This is a genomic window from Wolbachia endosymbiont (group A) of Andrena helvola, assembly GCF_964028415.1.
In the GTDB taxonomy this organism is placed as follows: Bacteria; Pseudomonadota; Alphaproteobacteria; order Rickettsiales; family Anaplasmataceae; genus Wolbachia; species Wolbachia pipientis.
In genome coordinates, this window is record NZ_OZ034779.1 from 523,393 (window position 1) to 541,765 (window position 18,373).

Genomic DNA, 18,373 nt, shown 5'->3' on the forward strand with positions numbered 1-18,373 from the left:
GTCTTGTATATTAAGCACAATCTTTTTTCTCAATTTTGTTCAATACAATATATAACACTGCAATAATACCTAAAACATAGCAATAGTATACGTGTGGCACGACTGCCAAAGGTGAAACTCCAGCAATAGTGCTAGCCAAAAGCAATTGAGCGCCATACGGTATTAATCCTTGAAATACACAAGAAAATATGCCTAGCCATGCTGCACTATAGTGAGGCGGTATTTCATATTTCTTAGCAATATCTCTAGCAATTTCACCACTAAAAATTATAGCGATGGTGTTATTTGCAAGTAAAATATCAAATATGCTGACTATTTTTGCAATAAATAATTGCGCAGTTTTTTGTCCACCACGTTGTATCATAACCCAAGATGAAAGTTTATCTGCAAGCTCCTTAGAATTTTTACCTACTAGTCCTGAAAGTCCGCCAACCATCAATGACAGTAGCATAATTTCATGCATACTCATAAACCCTTTGGTGATGTTTTGGCTTAAAAACAATAAACCATGATTGTTGTTATTTATAAATCCAATAATTCCAGCAAAAGTTATGCTTAAAACCAATGCCGTAAATACATTGATTCCAAAGTTTGCAAGCAATATAAGTATGATGTAAGGAGCCACAAGCAATAAAGAATACTCCTTAACTGAAATAGCAGCACTATTGCTTGAGCTATAAAATAATATAATTATTGTGAATATAGAAGCAATTAGTGCCACTTTTGCATTCAGTTTTAATTTTTTCTTTATATCAGCCTTTTGAGACATCACAGATGCAATTGTAGTATCAGAGATAATAGATAAATTGTCGCCAAACATTGCTCCTCCTACAACGGTTGCCACTCCTAAGGAAGGAGAAATCCCAGCTTGTGTCAGTTCAACTGCAATAGGAGCAATTGTTGCAATGGTGCCCATTGATGTACCAATAGCAGTGGAGATGAAAGCTGCTACAAAAAATAATCCTATGAGTAAAAATTGTGTTGGTATAAATGAAAGAGCCAAATTAACTGTGGCATCAGCACTACCGATTGCTTTAGTTACTTCACTGAATGCACCTGCAAGTAAAAAAATGATGCACATAGTGATAATATTACGATCTCTTACCCCATCTAGAAAGGCATACATTTTTTCTTCAGTATTGCCCTTGTATAAAACCCAACCCAGAGCTATGGCAGGAACAATGGCTACTAGTGGAGATAACTGATAAAAAGCATTTGACACGCCAAGAACAGTAAAATATATGCCGCTTCCTACAAAAAGAAATAGGAACAGTAAAATAGGCAAAAAATTTGTAAAATAAAACATACCTCAGCTCTGATAAACGCAAATCAACTATGATATAATTTATATTATTATAAACCACAGTTGGCACCTTGACCAATGTTTTTCTAGAAAGCAATCTACCAGAAAAGGTTTCCATGAAAAGGACTATTATAATATATCATCTACTTGAATTAAACTGGGAGATAGAATAAGTAAAAAATATGAATGACATAACAACAAAGCAAGTCATATCCTTATGGAATGCACAAGCTGGTAGATTCTTGCCGGATAAAAGAGAAATGGAGATTGATAATATTTTTTTAATCTAATGCTTCAATGTTTCCGACATAGGAAAAGTATCATCTTTACTTTCTATAGAGGAAGGCACACTATTTTGATTATCATCACCATCAATTGGAGTAGTAGGGTGCATTAAAGCAACTTTCATAACTTCATCAATATTCTTAGCAAAAACTACGTTGATCCCCTCTTTGATGCTTGCCGGAATCTCTTGCATATCTTTCTCATTTTCACTTGGTATAATCACAGTTTTGATTGATCCTCTGAGCGCTGCAAGCAATTTTTCTCTTAAGCCCCCAATAGCTAAAACTCTACCACGCAATGTCACTTCGCCTGTCATAGCAACATTTTTGTTAACTGGTATATTCGTCATAAGAGAAACAATAGACGTACATACCGCGCCGCCAGCAGAAGGGCCATCTTTTGGTACAGCACCCTCAGGTACATGCAAATGTATATCATTATTTTGGAATTTTTCGGGCTTTATACCAAAAAACAAACAATTTGATCGAATATAACTATACGCAGCTTTTATAGATTCTTGCATAACCTCTCCAAGCTTTCCTGTGTATTTTATTTCTCCCTTGCCCGGAATTAGGACTGATTCTATCATCAAAATATCACCACCTGTTTCAGTATAGGCGAGCCCAGTTACTATTCCTACTAAACTCTCATTTTCCGCAATGCCAAAGGTATATTTACGTACCCCTAAATAATCTTGTAAATTGTCAACCCCTACGGATATTTTCTTATTTTTATCAGTCAATATTTCTTTAACTGCCTTTCTCATGAGCTTTGCAAGCTCCCTTTCCATACTCCGCACACCACTTTCACGTGTATATAAACGTATCAACTCGTATAACGCCTCATTAGTTATGTCCCATTCCTTCTGATACAAACCATGCTCCTTCTTTAACTTCGGAATAAGGTGGTGTGTAGCAATACTGATTTTTTCATCTTCAGTATACCCGGACAATTGTATAATTTCCATCCTATCACGCAAAGGATGTGGTAAATTTAAGCTGTTTGCCGTAGCTACAAACATTACACTTGAAAGATCAAACTCAACTTCCAAGTAATGATCCGTAAAGTGTTTATTGTGCTCAGTATCTAAAACCTCAAGTAATGCAGACGCAGGATCGCCACGCGAATCAGAACCCATCTTATCTATTTCATCAAGCAGAAAAAGCGGGTTGCATGAATTAGCTTTTTTCATGTGTTGAATGATTTTACCAGGCATTGAGCCAATATAAGTTTTCCTATGCCCTCGTATCTCAGACTCATCACGCACACCACCAAGAGCTATGCGAACAAAATCTCTTCCTACTGCTCTTGCCATAGACTTAGCTAAAGAAGTTTTACCAACACCTGGCGGTCCAACTAAGCAAAGTATAGGACCTTTTATCTCTTTTACTCTTTTTAATACCGCTAAAAATTCTATTATTCTATCTTTTACTTTCTCTATGCCATAATGATTTTCATCTAAGATTTTCTTAGCTGCATTTAAGTTAATTTTTGCATCTTTGTACTTTCCCCATGGCAACTCAAGCAACCAATGCAAGTAACTAGATATAACTGTAGCTTCAGGAGAAATGGGATTCATTTTCTTGTATCTCTTCAAATCAGTTATAGCTTTCTCTCTTGCTTCCTGAGAAAGCTTTGTTTCATTTATCTTTTTTTCAAATTCATTGAGTATATTCCCTTCATCACCATTCTCAAATTCGCCTAATTCTTTCTGTATAGCTTTCAATTGCTCGTTAAGGTAGTAAACTTTCTGAGTGCTTTCAACTTGCGATTTAATTGTCTTATATAAACGGTTTTGTGCGTTCAAAATACTCATTTCTCTCTCAATAAAAGCAAAAGCTTTTTTTAAACGCTCTTCTGGGTCATAAGCCTCAAGTATACTTTGTTTATCTGATACTTTTATATTTAAATGTGAAGCTACCGTGTCTACAAGTTGATCAACTTCTTTGATTTGATCAATGGAGTTAATGGCAACCTCGGGTTGATTTTTCTTGTTTAGCTTACACCAGCTATCGAACGCGTCTACAACAGACCGCCTTAAAGCTTCTAAATCAATATTGTCTTCATCTTCTTTATAATAATTGTCTAACTCTACCCTGGCTTGTAATAAAGTATGAGAGCTAATATATTCTACAACTCTTCCCCTTCTTATCCCCCGGATTATAACTTTTACTGCATTGTCAGGTAATTTTATTAACGGTTGTACAATGCTTGCTAACACACCTACTTCATAAAGATCTTCAGGCTCTGGATTATCAACAGAGCCATCTTTCTGTGCTACAAGAAAAATCTCATTTTGGTGATTACTACTACTTATTGCATACTCTAGTGCATTAACAGATTTTTCTCTGCCTATGAATAAAGGCACCATTATATTTGGAAAAATTACTACATCTCTTAAAGGTAATACTGGCAATGCAGTAAAACTAGAGCTTACAGCACGTTCAATGTTCATAATATATGCCTCAAATTAATCATTAACCGTTATAACATTGCCATTGTTATTATGATTAACCGTTGCTTTTCCTAATTCTACCATTTTCTTAGTGATTACTATAGTGCTACCTTCAAAGCCTCCGTTTCCAGATGTATACATAATGTCAAGCAAAAGTGACTCCAAGATAGCACGTAACATTCTTGCACCTGTTTTGTAGCTTATAGCCTTTTTAGCAATAGCTGATATTGCTTCATCTGAAAACTCAAGGTTTACTTTGCTAAACGCAAGCAATGCTTTGTACTGTTTTATTAGTGCATTCCTTGGCTCTGTCAACACATGTATTAAATCTTCATGATCCAGCTCATCTAAAACAGCAGTTATTGGAACCCGCCCTACAAATTCGGGTATTAAACCGAATTTGATTAAATCTTCAGGTTGAACATCATGTAAAGCATTCTTTTTCTTTTGCTCTTTAGACTGACTTATATCTGCTCCAAAGCCAACTGACGTTCCCTTTTTTCTCGCTTCAATAATTTTATCGAGGCCTTCAAAAGCTCCTCCACAAATAAACAGTATGTTACTAGTATCCACTTGTATAAACTCTTGTTGTGGGTGTTTTCGCCCTCCTTGTGGCGGAACATAAGCAACTGTACCCTCCATAATCTTAAGCAGAGCTTGCTGGACCCCTTCACCTGAAACGTCACGGGTTATTGAAGTGCTTTCAGATTTTCTTGTAATCTTGTCTATTTCATCTATAAACACTATACCACGCTGTGCTTTTACAACGTCATAATTTGCAGCTTGTAATAAACGCGACAACACGCTTTCTACATCATCACCCACATAACCTGCCTCAGTTAAAGTTGTCGCATCAGCCATAGCAAATGGCACATCTGAAACTTTAGCAAGTGTTTTGGCTAGCAAAGTCTTACCAGAACCAGTGGGACCAATAAGCATTATATTTGACTTCTCGATTTCAATATCACTTATAGCATGAAATTGTACCATGGATTGACAATGGTTATACATAGCTACAGATAAAACGTGTTGCGCGTGTTCTTGACCTACAACATGCTTGCTGAGAAAGTTTTTTATATCCTCAGGTTTCTTTAGTAATAGCTTCATATCAGATATACGATCTGAATTAAAAGATCTATCTTTCTTTTGACTTATTGCTTTATGGGATAATTCTATGCACTCATTACAAATAAACACCTTTAAACCATCCGAAGAGTTAGTAATCAATTTATCTACTTCATCTTGCGCCTTGTTGCAAAAAGAACAGTAGTGTAAATCATTATTGTTATCCATTAACCCACCTTTTGTTTAACTTTAATATTTTCAATTTCAATATCTGTACGCTCAGCTATCACCCTGTCAATTAAGCCAATTTTCCTTGCTTCTTCAGGATCCATGAATTTATCTCTTTCCATCATTCCTTCAATTTTCTTCAGTGAATTTCCAGTATGTTTTTCATAAATTTGATTTAGTTTTTTCTTAACCCGCAAAATTTCATTAGCATGTATTTCTATATCAGTTGCTTGACCATGATAACCACCAGATGGCTGATGTATCATAATTCTTGAATGAGGTAGAGAGTAGCGCTTACCTTTTGTACCAGCTGCAAGCAATAAAGAACCCATAGACGCAGCTTGACCTATACATAAAGTTGAAACGTCTGGGTTTATATACTGCATTGTATCGTAGATCGACAAACCAGCAGTTACAACACCACCTGGTGAGTTGATGTACATACAAATGTCTTTATCGGGATTTTCCGATTCTAAAAATAAAAGCTGTGCTACTATTACACTGGCCATATTGTCTTCAATAGGACCTGTTACAAAAATTATTCTTTCTTTCACTAGTCTTGAATATATGTCATAAGCGCGCTCACCGCGACTAGTTTGTTCAACTACAATTGGTATAAGAGTCATACCTTTTCCTATTAAATATTATCAAATAATTCCTTTAATTCTTTCACAGAAACAATCTGCTCTTCTTTACTAACTTTTTCTATTATATAATCTGTCACTTTATACTCAAGCGCTTGCCCTCTAACTAATTCTTGAAATTGTTTATTTGATTCAAAATGCTTAAGTACTCTGTCAAATTGCACATCTTTACTGACATATTGATTTACAATAACACTCAAAACATCATTTTGAGTTAATGATATTTTATGTTCTGCACTAAATTTCATAAATAACATAGCAAGCTTTACACGTTTTTCAGCTTCTTTACGAGAATCATTTTGAGCACCCAATTCTCCTTCCATTCTTTGTTGCTCCTGTTTTACTATGTCTGTGGGTAAATCAAAACTATAATTAGCATCCAAATAATCAAACAGCTCCTTTTTAATTAAGAGATTTCTCATTTCGGTGCACTGATCACCAATCATTTTTTTTGCATGATTTATTAGCAAAGAATAATCTTTAAACCCAATACTCTTAGCTATTTCATCATCATTTTCAAAATCTTTGGCAATTTGAATCTCATTAACTCGCACAGAAAAATCAGCTTCCTGTCCTGCAAGGGAAATGGCTTGGTAATTTTCAGGAAATTTCAACTTAAAGTTCTTTGTTTCTCCCTTTTTCATACCAGTTAATTGATCTTCAAAACCATTAATAAATGTGCCAGACCCTAAATTAACGGCAAAATCTTTGCTACTTCCACCTTGAAAGAGCTTATTCCTAATCCGCCCTTCAAAATCAATTATCAATTTATCCCCATCTTTCGCTTGATAAGAAGCATCATCAACAGAGGCAAAATTGGGGAACTTTGTTTTGATAGAATCAATAAATTCTTTTATATCTTCCTCTTCAATCTTTGCTTCAATTTTCTTTAAGTTTATTTTGTCAAGATCTATCATCGGTACTTCAGGCATCGACTCAAAAGATAGCTTGTATACAAAATTGCCCTCCTCATTTTCTTTGCCCAGATCTGGTAATGATATAACATCAACCTTAGGATAAATGTGAGACTTGACTTCAATTTTTTTCATCAAATCACTTGAGCAATAATCAATTGTATTATTTATCACATATTCCAAAGCCTCGTTTTTATAATTTGCAACAACAAGGTCATAGGGCATCTTTCCAGCCCTAAATCCAGGTGATTTTGCATTTTCTGCTATCTCTTGCAACCTGGAATTTACCTTTTGTTTTATATAATCACTACCAACTGTGATTTCATACTCATACTTTAGTTTATCTATACTAAGCTCTTTGTAGGTATATACGCTACTTACTTCGACTGTATTTTGAGGTATATTATTAGACATCATAATTCATTTATTAACATTTTAATTCATATCTTAATAGAGTCATTTTACCAGAATTTAAGTTAAACACAATCCTTAAGAACAGGTTTTTACACAAACAAAAGTGTATTTAGTGATTATAAATTTTCCCTTAAAACCTAAGTTACATGACTTTAAAGTGCGGATAGAGGGACTTGAACCCCCACGAGCAAGCTCACCAGGACCTAAACCTGGCACGTCTACCAATTCCGCCATATCCGCAAGAAATTTTTAGTACCCTATTATAGGTATTCCATTAAAAATATTCAAGGTTTAAAGTCTTACTTAATTTATGGTATTTACACAATCAAAAAAGCTTATTAACATTTCTTAATGAAAGCTCTAAACCCTGAAAATCAATAATGAGATTAATAACAAGCTTCTTGCTCGCAATTTTTTTGATTACACAAAGTGGTTGCACAACCCTTATAATAGGTGGTGTGGTGGCTACAGCGACAGCAACAGCAATAACAATGCAGGACAAATCCTTGGGAAATATCATTGATGATACGACTATGGTCATCAGAATTAATAAGGGGCTCTTAAAACATGGGCTATTTTCATCCATAAAGGTTAAAGTAAGTGAAGGAAGAGTATTGCTCATTGGAAGTGTTGACACTCCTGAAAAACAACTTACAGCAGAAAAAATAGCTTGGCAGCAAAAAGAAATTAAAGAAGTGATAAATGAAATAAGAGTAATACCAATTCAAATGGCTTCCATGCTAGACACCACTGTAGATGGCATGATAACAGCGGAAATAAGAACAAGACTCCTGGGAAAAAGAAATATTAAGTCAATTAATTATAGCGTTAATACGGTTGATAGAGTTGTTTATTTGATGGGTATAGCCCAAAATAAAGCGGAATTAAAAGCTGTAATAGCAATTGCAAGAAAAGTAAAGGGAGTAAAACAAGTTGTAAGTTATGTACGATACAGGTACAGTAAGTTACGCCATTAGGCAAAAATCGCTTTCAAATTATAACATTTGTACAGTTGTGACAATAGGTAGAGAACATAAATGAAAATTGCCTTTCAGATGGATGAAAATATAAATTTTGAAACTGACACTACATTCGTGCTAATAAAGGAAGCACAAAGGAGGAAGCACGAAGTTTTTGTCTATGCTCCTAACAATTTAGCACTAAAGCTAAACCATCCAATTGCTCTGGCTCAGAAAGTCAGCGTTGATGATTTTAGTTTTATCTCTAAAGAGGATGTAGCAATCAACTTGAATGAAATGGACATCATATTTATCAGACAGGATCCACCCTTTGATATGCGTTATATTACAACAACATATATCTTAGAAAAAACCAGCGCATTGGTAATTAACAATCCAACAGAAATAAGAAATTGTCCTGAAAAATTGATAACTTCATTATTTCCAGAGCTAATTCCGCCAACTTTGATTACTGAAAATATATCAATGATTAGAGATTTCTACTACAACTATCAAGATATTATTCTGAAGCCATTGTATAGTTATGGAGGAAACGATGTGATAAGAATACAAGATGAGAATAGTATTCATGTAGTAGTGGATCTCATGATAGCAAAATACGAATGCCCTGTGATTGCACAATCATTTTGTAAAAACATAGATAAAGATAAAAGAATATTGCTACTTTATGGCCAACCAATTGGTGTAATGAAACGAATTCCAAAAATCAGTGGAGAGATCAGAACAAACATGCGACTTGGAGCAAGTTTTGAGCCCGCTCAAATGAACGATAGAAACAATGAAATATGTAACAAAATTGGTCCTGAATTAAAGAAAAGAGGGCTAATATTTGTTGGTATTGATATTATAGATGACTTCCTGCTCGAAATTAACACAACTTCACCCACGGGAGTAGTTCATATCAATAAATTGTATAATATATCGCTAGAAAAGGATCTTTGGGACGTGTTTGAAGAAAAAGCAAGCAGCCATCAACTAAACCTGTGAACAATCACCTTAACAAACTCAGTAGTCCCATTCTTTATCCCTGTTTTTTCTGTACTATTGGTCATATCACGCAATTTTTGAGAATTATTTAATAGATCAAATAGTACCTCTGTTAGATTTTTTTTTGCTTCACTATTCTGCTCAACTATTATAGCTGCTCTCGAGTCTTCAATATATTTTGCGTTATAAAATTGGTGATTATCTTTTGAGTAAGGGTAAGGAATATATATAGCAGAACGCCTAGCAAGAGTGATCTCTGCTATTGAAGTTGCTCCTGCTCTGCTAATTACCAAGTGAGCATTGGCCAGTCTATTCTCCATATCATCAAAAAATTCACTCAATTCACAATCGATCTTTTCACTTTTGTATAGACTTTTGACCTTGTTTACATTTTTCTTCGTACATTGCTGCGTCACTCTAATTTTCTTTTTCATTTTAATAGGTAAATCACAAATTACGCTGCTTACTACATCATCAAAAAAATTTGCACCTTGGCTGCCTGCTATGACCAATATATTTAGGATTTTCTCAGTGCTAGAATGGCTCTGTGCTTTTATATCAACAAAATTTCCTGTAAAAATACATTTATTGCCCTCTGCATATTTAGTCTCCGGAAAGCTGGTTGCAATTAATTTTGCACTCTTGAAAAAGAATCTATTTACTCTCCCTAAAACTGTGTTTTGTTCATGTAAAATTATAGGTATAGAAAGAACTCTTGCTGCAAGAAGAGTTGGAAAAGAAGCATAGCTACCAAAACCAATGACCGATTTTGGTTTTAATTTTCTTACTTGATACAGTGCTAACATAGAGCTGTATATCAAGAAAAGGAAAAACTTAAATTTGTTGCTGCTTGGTCTACGTAATGGTAAGGTGTAGCTTTCTATGTCGGTATTTTTATTTGTTTTTTTATCAGTGAATAATATGCAATTGTATCCTTGTGTCTTTAGTGCTTTTGCTAAAGCTATGGCCGGAAAGATATGCCCACCTGTGCCACCTGTTGCTAAAATAATATCCATCTGTAAATAATAAATCCTAGATTGTTAACTGTTATTTAACAATTTGCACGTAGAATTTTATTAAGCGTTATGATAGTTGAGTTAAAAATGCCTAAAAGTAATAGTAAAAAAGAACCTAATGAGAAAAATAAACCTCAAGAACAAAGAGAAGGCAGAAGCGGAGGTTTTTTAGAACTGCTAAAAAATATAATAAAAATTCTTTTCAATTCGGTCGTTGACCTACCTGAGCACGAGCAGTATAATAAAATGAAAAACACTAATCTACAACAAGGTTTGGATACTAAAGGAAAAGGCCCAGAAGATCTTCATCCAAAGGCAAAGCTTGAAGTTAAAGAAGCAGCTAAGGGATTGAAAGAAGAGTTACAGAATTCTGATGCTGGTGGTAATCAATCTATTGAAACTAAAGTGCCTAATCAAACTACTACTCAAGACATTGACAACTCTAAAACGATGGAACGTTAGTTCAACTATTTAACATCTGCAGCAAGCACTGATTCATGTATCATCTCTGAAATGGTTGGATGAGGAAAAATCGTAGATTTTATGTCGAAGTCTGTTCCTTCTAGTTGCTTTGCAAGAGCAAAATTGCTAATTAACTCCGTTACTTCTGCACCTATCATGTGGCTACCCAGAATTTCTCCGGTTTTTTTATCTATAATCGTTTTCACTAACCCTTCAGTTTCACTGAGTGCAACAGACTTACCATTAAAGTTAGAGTAAAATTTTCCTATTTTTATATCATACCCACCTTTTATTGCCTGTTCCTCAGTAAGGCCGATGCTCGCTATTTGTGGATGAGAATAAGTGCAATTTGGTATGCATTCTTTTTTTAACGCATGAGCATTTTTACCAGCAATCTTTTCAATGCAGATCACGGCTTCATGGCTCGCTTTATGTGCTAAACATGGTGGGCCAGCTACATCACCTATTGCATACACATTTGATTCACTAGTTTCATACCATTCATTCGTTTCAATAAAGCCAGAAGGGCTTAATTTAATTTTTGTATTTTCTAAACCTATATTTTCAATATTTGCTTGAATTCCAACCGCAACAATCACCCTCTCAAATTCTTTGCTCTCACCACTACTTAGTAGCACTTGAGCAGAGTCTTTACTTTTAGTAAGAGCTTTTACGCTACTGCTTGTATATATTTCTATCCCCTGTTTTGTGAATATTTCTTGTGCTAAATCTGAAATGTCCTTATCCTCCAGCGGCAAAATAGTGCTCTTTATCTCTATGATTGTTACATCAACCCCCAAAGTACTATAAAAACTTGCAAATTCTATTCCAATTGCACCAGACCCTATAATTAGTAGCGATTTTGGTAATCTCTCTGGAGTCATAGCGTGCTGCGCATTCCATATTAAATCTCCATCTGCCTCTATTCCAGGCAGATTCCGTGCCCTCACGCCTGTTGCTAAAATGATATGCTTGGAAACAATTTCTTGTTCTTCCTTATCGCTAACGACTTTTATAGTACTATTGCCTGCAAGTTTACCAAAACCTTGATGAACTTTGATATTATTTTTTTTCATCAAATATGCAACACCGCTTGACAATTTATCAACAACGTTTCTTGAGTATTTCACTATTGATTGTATATCAAAATTCGCTCCCTTTACTTCTATACCAAACTCTTTTGATCTTTTTATTAGCCTATAAACCTCAGATGCTCTAAGCAGTGATTTTGTTGGTATACATCCCCAATTTAAGCATATACCGCCTAAATTTTTTTCTTTTTCCACAATTGCAGTTTTAAACCCAAGCTGTGCCGCCCTAATTGCCGCTATATAACCACCAGGACCGCTACCTATAACCGTAATATCATACTCATTCATCAGTTTTCTTCGTATTCAAAAAGATTATATATAACAGATGGAACCCATACAATCAATGGTCTGTCATCTACCGTCTTAAGAGTCAAGATAAAAGTTGTTATTTTTTATCATGGCATTTAAACAAACGATAATTTTTCTCATGACAGCAACTAATGCAACCTTAGCAGCTTTGCCAGAATCAACCAAACGCTGATAAAACGCTTTCATTTTTCTGTTGTGGCGCATAGCAACAAGAGCTGACATGTATAGTGCTTTCCTTGCATAAAACCTGCCTCCTTTGATTTGAGCTTTGCCAACTTTTCTTCCACTTTCACTAGTTTTAGGTGCAACTCCAACTAAGCATGCAATTTCTCTATTCTCTAATCTACCAAGCTCAGGCACCTCTGTCAGTAGAACGCTCGCCGTCTTTGACCCAATACCTTTATAGCTGATTAAAAGCTCATTTTTTCCTTTCAATTCAGCTATTGCGTCTTCTATGTCTTGCCTAATTTCTTTCAATTGTTTTTCAGCAAACCCTATCTGTCTTTCTATGTATTCTCTAGCTTTTCCCGTCGCACTTTGCAGGCGACACTTGTTTGCATGAATTGCATCATTTAAATTACGCTCAACTGCCCCCAGCTCCTTTAATTCCTCTTGCTTTTGTGAAATTATACATCCTTTTACTTCACCGTCTTTACTGACAAATTCAGCGTATTTTTCCAGTAATTTAGCATCTAACTTGTCAGTTTTTGCAAAATGATTGCAAGCTTTGGCAAATGCATATACCCGATTCGGGTGAGCTTTATGGACAGTTATCTTGCAACAATTTTATAATGAGCTTTTCATAGCCACCAGTTTACACATAACTTGATGGGTAAATCGACTATATTTGTTTCTATAAACTTAGATATAGCATCACTCACGTTTGCTATGCGCTTATGCTTGCCATTAATTGAGATGTCCAATGCTTCCTTGGAAACATCTACTCCCATGAAAATTATTCTAGCCATTTTTGTACCTATAAATATAATCAAACAATAATGCAAAATGCTGTATACAGGATTGTAATTCGATCTTTTAGATCCACCTACCGTTCGTACTACATTTTGCTTTAAGCCTTACTATTACCCACAAATAAAAACATAATATTGTATTTACTCAAATAATTTAATTTTATTAACCTGAAAGCTTATTAGACTAAAATTATTAAACTAAGAGTTATAATTTTAGCAACTAAAAGCTGTAAATTGCACCATATAAACAGTTATTTCAAGCAAAAGTTATGCCATTAAGAGCTATGCAACAAACATTTATATTTGTGGGTAATAGTAAGATCTAAATCCGATAGAGCATTGTTGGCACACCATCAAAAGTCGCCTCAGACCTCTAATGCATCAATGTACAAACTTACACCTTTTAGTTGGTAATACCATTTTAGACGTTTATCATTCGTTTTAGAAAATACTATAGGAGGTTGTCCGGAAACTAGTAAATTCAAGCATATTCCCTCTTTAACATAACCCTACTCATAGCTAGGTATATGAAATTCTCAGTGGATGTTGTGAGTAAATCATACTCCTTCGATAGCCTTCTATTCCTATTAACCCAAGCAAAAGTCCTTTCTACAACCCATCTTCTTGGCTGTACTTTAAACCCTTGTTCTCTTGTTGGTAGTAGCTCAGGTGGCGTATCTTTGTGCACCCAAAATCTACATGGAGGCCTTTTAACAATTTCAATATCTATGTCATATTCTTCCTTTATGTGATTCTTTAAATTTCTTCCTTGGTATCCCATGTCAGCCCACATTTTTTTAACTTTAGTATATTTTGTTCTCATATTGTTTAATGCTATTTTAATACCATCTCTATCATTTTCGTTAGCAGCGCCTACGTAACAACCTAGTATAAAACCCTGAGTGTCTGTAATTATATGCCTTTTTCTACCCTTTACTTTTTTACTTCCATCATAGCCTTTGATCCCCCCTTTTCTGTAGTCTTTACAGATTGACTATCTACTATACAGGCACTCGGCTGCTCATTCCTTCCTATTTTTCTTCTACTATATTTTGTAATTTCATAATTCATTTTCTCAAAAATTCCCTGCTTCTTCCATTGCCTGAACTGCTCATACATAGTCTTCCATAGCGGAAAATCATTTGGTAAATGCCGCCATTGACACCCTGTACGCAATACATAGAAAATTGCTTCTAATATTTCTCTTTTGCTATACTTTGGCGGCCTTCCTCCTTTCTTGTATGATACTCTGAAGTGTTTTTCTATTCTTGCCCATTCCCTTTCGCTTAGATCTGTTGGATACTTTTTTCTCATCTTTACCCCGTACTAAAATTTCAGATATTATAGCCTTTTACTAGTTTCCGGACAACCTCTAGTAGCGGAATGACGAATTTTTGTTTTTCAAATTGTCAATAAATCTAAGTCAGTTTAGCTATATAAAACATAGTATAAAAAGAGCTATTTTAGCAAAATTTTAAACAAATAAAGTTAATTACTTCACAATTGATACCTTACGAGAAAAGCACATTTGATACAGATTTAAAATACAAGTTAACGAATTATTATGATTTTTACCAAGATAATAATATAGTAAGGTTTGGTAGTGAGGTATCAAAATGGAAAAATACACCAACGCATGGTTTAATAAGAAAGATAATCATGATTGTGCAAATGATGGCACTTGCGGGCAATCTATAAAGGATTTTAGGATTGGTAATTCTGATATTTCTTTTTTTGATAGTAACAAAAACTTAATTGCCAAAGTACCTAAACTACCAAAGTATTCTAGTGATAAATATGGGCATCAATTGTATAAGGAAGCCGAGTCAAAGCAGTTCAATTATTTTTCCACAAATATACATGATGTTTTGTCTAACAGCTTTACCGTTAAATACGGGTATATAAATTGTACTATAAAATACGACAACTTATCTGAGCAGGAACAAAACCAAATAGAAACAGACATTAAAACTGCCTATGAGGCATTTAAAGAAAAGTTTTGCTTCAAAGATAGTAGCATAAGTAAAAATATAACGGTTTACATTTTCAATAATAGAAGCGATTATACAAAGTATAACAATCTTCTCGGCATAGATGAAGATGGTAGTCCAGGATATATTACACGAGGAGTAACAGATTGTCAGAATATTCTGACATATAAGCAAAGTGCCATGGATTTTGTTCTAGGTCATGAGCTAGGCCACATATTTCAATTGTGTTTTTCACCATCGGCAACAGTCCAAACTTTGAGTATTCTGGATACTGAACTCATAGCAAATGTTGTTGGACGAGAAGTAGAAGAAAAAAATTATAAAGCTATTTGCAAGCAGATGGGTGTAGATGAATATAAATACGATGGATGGAGTTTTATTTTTAAATACATAGGTACAACTGGTAGTGTATACCGCCTAAACCTTTCAGAAGAAGAGAAATTTCAAATTATACAACGTGTCAAGAGTTCTGGACTAGATGAATATGAAGACCATGGATGGATGTTTAAATTTAAATATAAAGATACAACTGGTAGTATATACCTCAAGGACCTTTCAGAAGCAGAGAAATTTCAAATTATACAACGTGTCAAGAATTCTGGACTAGATGAATATGAAGATCGTGAATCAATGTTTAGTTTTAAATACAAAGGCACCACTTATAGAGCAGAACACAGAGATTATCTTTCAGCAGAAGAAGAAAAACTTCAATTTATCAAAGACATTAAGAACTCTCATGAATCGCTCGTTAGTGAATGTGATGGATTGGGGAATGAGAATACAACTTTAGTGATTTACGTTGATGAAAATAAGGAGATAAGTCAAATGTATTTTCATAATCTAGACAAGAATATATTCAAATGGTTAGATAAGACACTTATAAGCAGAAGTAAACCTGAAGAAGATGTGGATGACACAGCAGGAAAAGAGCCTGAACCAGAATCAGCCGAAGAGGATACTCAGCAACCCAGTAATTTCTTATCCAATATTTTTTCAACAATTAAATCCATTATTGATTCTATCTCATCACTCTTTTCATGGTTATTTGGGTCGAAAGAGAAAGAGTCTAATCAACAATCTGATGATAATCCTTCTTTGTTTAAGCTCGATGCTAATGAGTTAGATCACGAAGTTAAGCCTGATGCCAATGAGTTAGGTCACGATGTTAGAGATCACTTATCAGACAATTATAACCATTACAACTCATCTGATGGGCTAATGTAATATAGCTAATTTACAGTATCTGTTCAGATGCATGGCTAATGTACAAATATTGAAACAAAAATTCCAGTGCCCCTGTGATGTCATTCCAGTGCTTGACACTGGAATCCAGCTTTTAATCGAAAATGTTGTATAGTACACAATCAAATTTTCTGGATCCCAGTGGGCTTTGTTGCATCGCTCAAGTGAAAAGAACTGGCAGTTACTGACAAAATTCATTATAAATAGCCATTTAACTGTTGAAGAAAAAATATGCCACAAAAAATGAGAGTCAGTAACTGCCATGAATATAACAAATTTCTCCAAGAAAGAGGAAGCATTTTTTGTTATATCAATGACGCCATAGAAAATTGGTACGAGAATTGTCCAAAAATGCAGGGCGGCAACTATATTTATAGTGATAAAGTTGTGATTTTGGTGCATATAATCGTCAGTTTCTTTAGAATTGGTTTAAGACAAACAGTCGGGTTTATAAAAGGGTATTTGCAACAAATAGGAAGAGATTTGGCAGTTATCAGCTATTCACAAGCATCAAGAAGGTTTAAGAAACTTAATATTAAGATAAATGATTGCAGAATTGATAAAAATAATATGGAAGATATCGAAATTGCTATAGACAGTACAGGAATTAGTATATACAACAACACACAGCAAGGAAAATAGCACTGACAGAAAATATCGTGGCTATGAGCAAACGAGAAAATTGCACGTAATGTTGAATATAAACAACAAAAAAGCCATAGCTGTAAAATACAGTAACGGTGTCTACTCTGATCACTATGGAGCTTGTGATTTGCTAAAAGAAGTTGATTTTCAGCATGCCATAAAAGCACTATATGCAGATAGAGCATGTGATAGGCACAAGTTTTATAAGTTGTGTAACGAATATGATATAAAGACAAAAATTCCACCAATAAACAATGCGGCAGAACATCCAGAAATAGATTATATGTCTGACAGGAATGCTGCTATTAGGTTAATAAAATTATACGGTGAAGATGGCATGAAAGAATGGAAAAAAGAAGTAAATTATGGGAAAAGATCTTATATTGAAGGGTTTTTCTCAAGATTAAAGCAAATATTTGGATTTAGTTTTAGGAATAAATCTGAGATAAATCGAGAAAAAGAACTAAATGCTATTTGCTTAATAAATTCACTGATATTGGTATGGCTAAATTTGAGATAGTTACATGAATTTACCATAAATCACCATCTCATAAAGTGTGATGCAACAAAGCCATCCCAGTGTCAAGCACTGGGATGACACCCTCCTTATGGGCCAAAATCACAATGTTCGTACAGTTGTGGATTCATTTGCGGTATCTCGGCATAGATTCCGCTAACAAGTAGCGGAATGACGAATTTGTCGTTTTTCAGATTGTCGTAAGTCAGTTTAGCTATAGCATAATGCTATATTAATAAATAATCTATATAATACTATTAAATATAATAATTAAAATCTAAATTACTTTCTCTATAAAAGGAGAAATTTACCTTAATGAAAATATATATATATTTAATATTATTTTTATTTTTTTCTTGCGCTCAACTATATGCTGACGAGGAAATTGCAAAATTTGATTTACTTATTGGCGAGATAAATGAAGCAAGCTTCACTCTTAAAGGTGCAATAAAGGTTACAGTAGAACCAGGCTGGCACATATATTATAAAGATCCTGGAGATTTTGGCCTTCCCACGTCTATTAGTTACAAAGGTAATGCATCAGATATAAATATTCACTGGCCTATTCCAAAGGAACATAAAGATAAAGTAGGGAGAGAGACGTTTGTAAGTAACGTATATGAGGATATGGTATTATTTCCCTTTAAGATGAATATATTTTTAAATCAAGGGTATATTGACCTTAACTTCCATATAAATTATGCGATATGTAAAGATAGGTGCATCCCTAAAAATGTTGAGATAAAAATCAGGCAACCATTAAAGGATTTTATAGATTCTGATATCAATAAACTTATAAATGAGTGGTATGAAAAATAGAGTTCTCATGGGGTAGGTGTCATTCCAGCGCGTGA

At 34.3% G+C, this 18,373-nt stretch carries 17 protein-coding genes and 1 tRNA gene; 7 read left to right on the top strand and 11 right to left on the bottom strand.

What is annotated here, in order from left to right:
- Positions 1-10 precede the first annotated feature (10 nt).
- The 6 genes from ABWU73_RS02810 to ABWU73_RS02835 all read right to left on the bottom strand — a co-directional run bounded on the left by ABWU73_RS02810 (position 11) and on the right by ABWU73_RS02835 (position 7,548).
- Complete coding sequence (locus ABWU73_RS02810) at positions 11-1,306, bottom strand: Na+/H+ antiporter NhaC family protein (protein WP_264329548.1); 1,296 nt, start codon at positions 1,304-1,306, stop codon at positions 11-13.
- 283 nt (positions 1,307-1,589) lie between these two features.
- Positions 1,590-4,043, bottom strand: coding sequence for an endopeptidase La (gene lon, locus ABWU73_RS02815; RefSeq protein WP_264329549.1), 2,454 nt, complete (start codon positions 4,041-4,043; stop codon positions 1,590-1,592).
- A gap of 15 nt (positions 4,044-4,058) precedes the next feature.
- Entirely contained in the window at positions 4,059-5,336 is a 1,278-nt protein-coding gene (clpX, locus tag ABWU73_RS02820) for an ATP-dependent Clp protease ATP-binding subunit ClpX (protein ID WP_006279985.1), read from the bottom strand.
- Complete coding sequence (clpP, locus tag ABWU73_RS02825; protein ID WP_006280254.1) at positions 5,336-5,962, bottom strand: ATP-dependent Clp endopeptidase proteolytic subunit ClpP; 627 nt, start codon at positions 5,960-5,962, stop codon at positions 5,336-5,338. The genes clpX and clpP overlap by 1 nt, the downstream gene beginning before the upstream one ends.
- An 11-nt stretch (positions 5,963-5,973) precedes the next feature.
- Positions 5,974-7,308 (bottom strand): trigger factor, encoded by a 1,335-nt coding sequence (gene tig, locus ABWU73_RS02830; protein ID WP_155968869.1) that lies wholly within the window; start codon positions 7,306-7,308, stop codon positions 5,974-5,976.
- Positions 7,309-7,466: 158 nt separating this feature from the next.
- Positions 7,467-7,548 (bottom strand) — tRNA-Leu (locus ABWU73_RS02835).
- Positions 7,549-7,688: 140 nt separating this feature from the next.
- Here ABWU73_RS02835 and ABWU73_RS02840 point away from each other — a divergent pair.
- Both ABWU73_RS02840 and gshB read left to right on the top strand, forming a co-directional pair.
- Complete coding sequence (locus tag ABWU73_RS02840; protein ID WP_006279461.1) at positions 7,689-8,285, top strand: BON domain-containing protein; 597 nt, start codon at positions 7,689-7,691, stop codon at positions 8,283-8,285.
- A gap of 60 nt (positions 8,286-8,345) precedes the next feature.
- Positions 8,346-9,275, top strand: a complete 930-nt coding sequence (gene gshB, locus ABWU73_RS02845; protein ID WP_264329550.1) for a glutathione synthase — start codon at positions 8,346-8,348, stop codon at positions 9,273-9,275.
- Here gshB and murG read toward each other — a convergent pair.
- Positions 9,260-10,291 (bottom strand): undecaprenyldiphospho-muramoylpentapeptide beta-N-acetylglucosaminyltransferase, encoded by a 1,032-nt coding sequence (gene murG, locus ABWU73_RS02850; protein WP_015589119.1) that lies wholly within the window; start codon positions 10,289-10,291, stop codon positions 9,260-9,262. The two genes, gshB and murG, sit on opposite strands and share 16 nt — an antisense overlap.
- Before the next feature lie 69 nt (positions 10,292-10,360).
- Here murG and ABWU73_RS02855 point away from each other — a divergent pair, with 69 nt between their 5' ends.
- A complete protein-coding gene (locus tag ABWU73_RS02855; RefSeq protein WP_264329551.1) occupies positions 10,361-10,753 on the top strand; it encodes a hypothetical protein in 393 nt (130 codons plus the stop codon).
- 5 nt (positions 10,754-10,758) lie between these two features.
- Here ABWU73_RS02855 and lpdA read toward each other — a convergent pair whose 3' ends face one another.
- The 4 genes from lpdA to ABWU73_RS02875 all read right to left on the bottom strand — a co-directional run bounded on the left by lpdA (position 10,759) and on the right by ABWU73_RS02875 (position 14,438).
- A complete protein-coding gene (gene lpdA / locus ABWU73_RS02860) occupies positions 10,759-12,132 on the bottom strand; it encodes a dihydrolipoyl dehydrogenase (RefSeq protein WP_264329552.1) in 1,374 nt (457 codons plus the stop codon).
- A 75-nt stretch (positions 12,133-12,207) separates the two neighbouring features.
- Entirely contained in the window at positions 12,208-12,630 is a 423-nt protein-coding gene (locus tag ABWU73_RS02865) for an IS110 family transposase (RefSeq protein WP_049973639.1), read from the bottom strand.
- A 323-nt stretch (positions 12,631-12,953) separates the two neighbouring features.
- Positions 12,954-13,121 carry a hypothetical protein gene (locus tag ABWU73_RS02870; RefSeq protein ID WP_182319366.1) on the bottom strand — a complete coding sequence of 56 codons (168 nt, stop codon included), beginning with the start codon at positions 13,119-13,121 and terminating at the stop codon, positions 12,954-12,956.
- A 484-nt stretch (positions 13,122-13,605) separates the two neighbouring features.
- A protein-coding gene (locus ABWU73_RS02875; protein ID WP_341810292.1) for an IS5-like element ISWpi1 family transposase occupies positions 13,606-14,438 on the bottom strand; the annotation gives its coding sequence in 2 pieces (ribosomal slippage) (positions 13,606-14,069 and positions 14,069-14,438; 834 coding nt in all).
- A gap of 302 nt (positions 14,439-14,740) precedes the next feature.
- On the opposite strand from ABWU73_RS02875, the gene ABWU73_RS02880 reads away from it, so the two are divergent.
- The 4 genes from ABWU73_RS02880 to ABWU73_RS02900 all read left to right on the top strand — a co-directional run bounded on the left by ABWU73_RS02880 (position 14,741) and on the right by ABWU73_RS02900 (position 18,338).
- Entirely contained in the window at positions 14,741-16,339 is a 1,599-nt protein-coding gene (locus tag ABWU73_RS02880) for a hypothetical protein (protein ID WP_151807944.1), read from the top strand.
- A gap of 249 nt (positions 16,340-16,588) precedes the next feature.
- The gene (locus tag ABWU73_RS02890; RefSeq protein WP_151807722.1) at positions 16,589-16,999 is read left to right on the top strand and encodes a transposase; all 411 of its coding nucleotides are present in this window, start codon (positions 16,589-16,591) and stop codon (positions 16,997-16,999) included.
- Between the two features lie 49 nt (positions 17,000-17,048).
- Entirely contained in the window at positions 17,049-17,522 is a 474-nt protein-coding gene (locus ABWU73_RS02895; RefSeq protein ID WP_250296353.1) for a transposase, read from the top strand.
- A gap of 312 nt (positions 17,523-17,834) precedes the next feature.
- Positions 17,835-18,338, top strand: a complete 504-nt coding sequence (locus ABWU73_RS02900; RefSeq protein WP_015589109.1) for a protein-disulfide reductase DsbD domain-containing protein — start codon at positions 17,835-17,837, stop codon at positions 18,336-18,338.
- Positions 18,339-18,373 lie beyond the last annotated feature (35 nt).

Excerpts from the sequence above, each read along its gene's own strand:
- ABWU73_RS02900 (WP_015589109.1), top strand. The coding sequence starts at position 17,835 with ATGAAAATATATATATATTTAATATTATTTTTATTTTTTTCTTGCGCT.
- ABWU73_RS02870 (WP_182319366.1), bottom strand. The coding sequence starts at position 13,121 with ATGGCTAGAATAATTTTCATGGGAGTAGATGTTTCCAAGGAAGCATTG.
- ABWU73_RS02880 (WP_151807944.1), top strand. The coding sequence starts at position 14,741 with ATGGAAAAATACACCAACGCATGGTTTAATAAGAAAGATAATCATGAT.
- lpdA (WP_264329552.1), bottom strand. The coding sequence starts at position 12,132 with ATGAATGAGTATGATATTACGGTTATAGGTAGCGGTCCTGGTGGTTAT.
- lon (WP_264329549.1), bottom strand. The coding sequence starts at position 4,043 with ATGAACATTGAACGTGCTGTAAGCTCTAGTTTTACTGCATTGCCAGTA.
- ABWU73_RS02895 (WP_250296353.1), top strand. The coding sequence starts at position 17,049 with ATGTTGAATATAAACAACAAAAAAGCCATAGCTGTAAAATACAGTAAC.
- ABWU73_RS02810 (WP_264329548.1), bottom strand. The coding sequence starts at position 1,306 with ATGTTTTATTTTACAAATTTTTTGCCTATTTTACTGTTCCTATTTCTT.
- tig (WP_155968869.1), bottom strand. The coding sequence starts at position 7,308 with ATGTCTAATAATATACCTCAAAATACAGTCGAAGTAAGTAGCGTATAT.
- ABWU73_RS02890 (WP_151807722.1), top strand. The coding sequence starts at position 16,589 with ATGCCACAAAAAATGAGAGTCAGTAACTGCCATGAATATAACAAATTT.
- clpP (WP_006280254.1), bottom strand. The coding sequence starts at position 5,962 with ATGACTCTTATACCAATTGTAGTTGAACAAACTAGTCGCGGTGAGCGC.
- clpX (WP_006279985.1), bottom strand. The coding sequence starts at position 5,336 with ATGGATAACAATAATGATTTACACTACTGTTCTTTTTGCAACAAGGCG.
- ABWU73_RS02840 (WP_006279461.1), top strand. The coding sequence starts at position 7,689 with ATGAGATTAATAACAAGCTTCTTGCTCGCAATTTTTTTGATTACACAA.
- ABWU73_RS02855 (WP_264329551.1), top strand. The coding sequence starts at position 10,361 with ATGATAGTTGAGTTAAAAATGCCTAAAAGTAATAGTAAAAAAGAACCT.
- gshB (WP_264329550.1), top strand. The coding sequence starts at position 8,346 with ATGAAAATTGCCTTTCAGATGGATGAAAATATAAATTTTGAAACTGAC.
- murG (WP_015589119.1), bottom strand. The coding sequence starts at position 10,291 with ATGGATATTATTTTAGCAACAGGTGGCACAGGTGGGCATATCTTTCCG.